At 72.3% G+C, this 4,485-nt stretch carries 4 protein-coding genes and 1 pseudogene; 4 read left to right on the plus strand and 1 reads right to left on the minus strand.

Going from position 1 to position 4,485, the window contains the following annotated elements; all coding sequences use genetic code 11:
- Positions 1 to 239 (minus strand): glycerate kinase (locus tag G3I40_RS25135; protein ID WP_164304393.1); only part of this gene is annotated, 239 nt, incomplete at its 3' end.
- Between the two features lie 155 nt (positions 240 to 394).
- Between G3I40_RS25135 and G3I40_RS25140 the strand changes: the two genes are divergently transcribed.
- The 4 genes and pseudogenes from G3I40_RS25140 to G3I40_RS25155 form a co-directional block, all read left to right on the plus strand.
- Positions 395 to 2,098 (plus strand): BCCT family transporter, encoded by a 1,704-nt coding sequence (locus G3I40_RS25140; protein WP_164304394.1) that lies wholly within the window; start codon positions 395 to 397, stop codon positions 2,096 to 2,098.
- An 86-nt stretch (positions 2,099 to 2,184) separates the two neighbouring features.
- A complete protein-coding gene (locus G3I40_RS25145) occupies positions 2,185 to 3,261 on the plus strand; it encodes an ADP-ribosylglycohydrolase family protein (protein WP_164304395.1) in 1,077 nt (358 codons plus the stop codon).
- 106 nt (positions 3,262 to 3,367) lie between these two features.
- Positions 3,368 to 4,174, plus strand: coding sequence for an alpha/beta hydrolase (locus tag G3I40_RS25150; RefSeq protein ID WP_239091929.1), 807 nt, complete (start codon positions 3,368 to 3,370; stop codon positions 4,172 to 4,174).
- Between the two features lie 16 nt (positions 4,175 to 4,190).
- Positions 4,191 to 4,485 (plus strand): annotated as a pseudogene (locus G3I40_RS25155) (AraC family transcriptional regulator); the annotation flags it as partial.

Below are 4,485 nucleotides of genomic sequence, written 5' to 3' on the forward strand. Positions count from 1 at the left end.
ACCGGCTCGCCGAGCGGTCCGGTGACCCGCACCTCACGGCGCTCGAAGCCTGCGGCGACGGCGGCCGCGACGGTGCCGTCGCCGCCGTCCGCGACCGGCACGGAGGCGATCTCGACGTCGGGCGCGACCCGGCGCAGCCCCGCCGTCACACGCTGTGCGACCTGCACCGCGGTGAGCGACCCCTTGAACTTGTCCGCCGCGATCAACACGTGCCGCGCGGCCTGTGCAGCGTCCGCCACCTTGCTCCCCTTGCTGTTCGGGCCTTGCTCGCGTCAAGGCAGTCGCGCCGCTGCGACCATAACCGCAGGAGGGCCCCGCTGCCCATGGCCGTCCGTCCCACGGGACGGCGCGCCCAGCCCATACATCGCCCTATTTACCACCATAGTGGGGCGCCATGAGCACGGAAACGATCGATCAACCCACCCCGGAAGGCGCCGGCCCGGACCCCGCGCACCTCGACGACTCCCCCGATCTCACCGTCGTGGGCATCGGCGTCGTGGCGGTCCTCGCCGTCGTCGCCTGGGCCGCCCTCGGCAAGAAGTCCTTCGACGCGGCGTCGGCCACGGCCCTGTCGTGGGTCCTGGACAACTTCGCCTGGCTCTTCGTGATCGCCGCGGACCTGTTCCTCGTGCTGTGCGTGGTGCTCGCGCTCAGCCGCTTCGGCCGGATCCGCCTGGGCCGCGACGACTCCACGCCGGAGTTCAGCAACCTCGCCTGGATCGCGATGATGTTCAGCGCGGGCATGGGCATCGGCCTGATGTTCTACGGCGTCGGGGAGCCGCTCACGCACTACCTCAACCCGCCGCCGGCCAGCGGCGCCGCACCGCGCAGCGGCGGCGCGGCGCTGGTGGCGATGGAGTACTCGTTCTTCCACTGGACGCTGACGCCCTGGGCGATCTACGGCATCGCGGGCCTCGCGCTCGCGTACGCGGGCTTTCGCAAGGGCCGGGGGAACAGGCTGAGTTCGGTGTTCGTCCCGCTGATCGGCGAGGCGCGGGCGGCCGGCTGGCCGGGCCGGATCATCGACCTCCTCGCCGTCTTCGCGACGGTCTTCGGCACGGCGACGAGCCTCGGCGTGGGCGCGCTGCAGGTGGCGACGGGACTCGACCTGACGGCGGGCGTGCGGAACACGACGACGGTCCAGCTGATCATCATCGTCGCGCTCGGCGCCGCGTTCGTCTGCTCCGCCTTCTCCGGCCTGAACAAGGGCGTGAAGTGGCTGAGCACCATGAACATCGTCCTCGCCGCGTGTCTGATGCTGTTCGTGTTCGTGCTCGGCCCGACCGTCTACATCCTGGACGCGATCCCGGCCGGCGTCGGCGGCTTCCTGCACGAACTGCTGCCGATGGCCTCGCGCACGGGCGCGTTCACGGACGCGTCGTGGCTGGGGTCGTGGACGATCTTCTACTGGGCGTGGTGGCTGTCCTGGGCGCCGTTCGTGGGCACGTTCATCGCCCGCATCTCGCGGGGCCGACGCATCCGGGAGTTCCTGATCGGCGTCCTGCTGGTGCCCAGCGGGGCGACCGTCGTGTGGTTCTGCGTGATGGGCGGCACCGGGATCCGCCTCGACTCCACCGGCAAGGTCGACATGGCGTCCAAGGTGACCGAGGGCGCGGAGGCGTCGCTGTTCGCGATGCTGGACGCGCTGCCGCTGGGCACGCTCACGTCCTGGGTGGCGATGATCCTGGTCATGACGTACTTCGTGACGAGCGCCGACTCGGCGTCCCTGGTGATGGGGTCGCTCACCAGCCGGGGCGCCCTGCATCCGCGGACCTGGCTGGTGGTCACCTGGGGCGTGCTGATGGCGGCGGTCGCGGCGGTGCTGCTGGTCGCGGGCGGCCTCGAATCGCTGCAGAGCGCGACGATCCTGGTCGCGCTGCCGTTCGTGGTGGTGATGATGGCGCTGTGCTGGGCGCTGCTGAAGGAACTGCGCGAGGACCCGGGTGCGGGGCCGGCGCGCGGGCACGCGCTGCACGGCCTGCGGGACGCGGTGCGGGCGATGGTCGGCGACGCGATGACCGACCGGGCCCCGGGCGCGGTCCACCACCACCGACTGCGCAGGCGGGCCGCCAAGTCCCGTAACCAGGAAGACGAGTGAGGCCGGCTGAGAACCGGACGGCGGTGCGCACCGTCAGCTCCGTCCGCTCCGGTCAGTTGATGTACGGAAACGGGTAGACCGGATTCATGACGCCTACGAGCCCCCCGCTCACCGAACGCGTCCTCGCCGACCGCGTGCTCGGCGGCTGGCTGGGCCGGATCGCCGGCAACATGCTCGGCAAGCCGGTCGAGCAGGGCGAGGTGTGGACGCGAGAGCGCATCGACCGCTATCTGCGGCAGGCCGAGGCCCTGCCGCTCACCGACTATCTGCCCGAACCGCCGTCGGACGACGTGGAGGTGGCGCTGCGGCCGGAGTGGCGCCGCTGTGTGCGAGGACGCATCCACGGCAGCTGCCGGGACGACGACGTGGACTACGCGGTGCTCGGCCTGCACCTGCTGGAGACCCACGGCTTCTCGTTCACCACGGAGCAGGTGGGCGAGCTGTGGCTGTTGCGGCTGCCCTACCTCCAGACGTTCACGGCCGAGCGGGCGGCGTACCGCAACCTGGCGAGCGGCCTCAAACCGCCGCTCACCGCGACGTACGACAATCCGTACCAGGAGTGGATCGGCGCGCTGATCCGGGCCGACGTGTTCGGCTGGACCAGTCCCGGGGTGCCGCGCCGGGCCGCCTCGCTGGCCCGGCGCGACGCGGTGCTCTCGCACACCGGCAACGGGGTCTACGGCGCCATGTGGGCGGCGGCCCTGGTGGCCGCGGCCTTCACGGCGCCGACGCCGCGCGCCGCCCTCGACGCGGCGCTCACCGTGATCCCGGCCAGCAGCCGGCTGGCCCGCGTCGTCCGCCGCACCGTCTCACTGCACGACTCCCGTCTCACCTGGGAGGAGACCCTCGCCACCGTCGAGGAGGAGACGGGCGGCCTCGGCTGGATCCACACCGTCCCGAACGCCGCCGTGATCACCGCCGGACTCCTGTACGGCGACGGCGACTTCACCCGCACCGTGACCCTCACGGTGCGCGGCGGCCTGGACACGGACTCCAACGGGGCGACGGCCGGTTCGGTCGCCGGCGTGCTGTGCGGGGCGGCGGCCGTCCCCGACCAGTGGAAGGAGCCGCTGGAGGACCGGGTGCGCAGCGCGGTGTTCGGGTTCGACGGGGTGCGGATCAGTGAACTTGCCGCACGGACGGTGGAGTTGATCGAGAAGTAACCCGTCCCGGGACCGACAGACGTCCGCGCCCGGGACCGACAGTCGTCCGGGCCCGGCCGACATTTGTACAAGACCGGCGGCCCACGGCCCGCGCACCCTTGCCCGTATGAGTGTGTACGAGCGTGAACTGTCGCAGGGGATGCACGTGGTCCACGACGGCCCGCACCAGGCGCCGCCCCTCCTCCTCATCCACGGATCGGGGGCCGCCGGCGGCTGCTGGGACCCGATGGTCCCGGCCCTCGCGGGCTCCCACCACGTCATTCGGGTCGATCTGCCCGGCTGCGGTCACTCCCCGCCGCCCGACTCCTACGACGTGCCCGCGCAGGCGCGCGCGCTGGCGGCGCTGCTCGACGGCCTCGGCCTGCGCGACGTGCCCGTGGCCGGGCACTCCAGCGGCGGCTACGTCGCCACCGCCCTCGCCGAGCAACGCCCGGACCTCGTCGGGTCGTTGACCATGATCAGCACGGGACCGCGGCTCGACGCGCTGCTCCCGCAGCCGTCCTTCCTGCGCTTCCTGACGGGCCCGCCGCTCGGCCGGCTCCTGTGGTCGGTGCGCTCGGACGCCTGGATCCGGGTGGGGATCAGCAAGACGGCCGCCCGCGCGGTGGACGTCCCGCAGGACCTGATCGCCGGGGTCAAGAGCATCACGTACCGCGCGTTCCGCTCGGTGATGCGCGAGAACGCCGCGTACATCGCCGAGCGGAACGTGCCCGAGCGTCTCGCCCCGCTCGGCATCCCGGTGCTGGTGATCTTCGGGGCGGCCGACCCGCGCTGGGACCCCGCGTCGGCCCACAGGTACAAGACGGTGCCCCACGCACGCGTGGAGATGCTGCCCGACGTCGGGCACCTCCCGCTCCTGGAAGCCCCCGATGCGACCTGCGCACTGCTGCTCGACTTCGTCGCGACGCACTGAAACCTAGACTGGTCACATGCTGCCGATCGGGACGACGCCCGACTGGGACGCGATGGACATCTCGGTGCCGCCCCCGGCGCTCCGGCTGCCGGGGGTCAGCATGGCGGGGTTCAGCCAGCGTGTCCCCGCACCCGTGGACATCAGCATGGTCGTGCATCCGTCCGTCACCCTGCTCTTCGACCTGAGCGAGGGCGACGGCATCGCCTACGACGCCCGCGGCCGGGTCGGGCACGGCCGCGCCGTCGTCGTCGGGCTGCTGCCCGGCGGGTTCCGGGCCGGCGGGCGGGTGGGCGCCTGCCTCCAGATCCGTC

Source organism: Streptomyces sp. SID14478 (genome assembly GCF_010548525.1).
Taxonomy (GTDB): Bacteria; Actinomycetota; Actinomycetes; order Streptomycetales; family Streptomycetaceae; genus Streptomyces.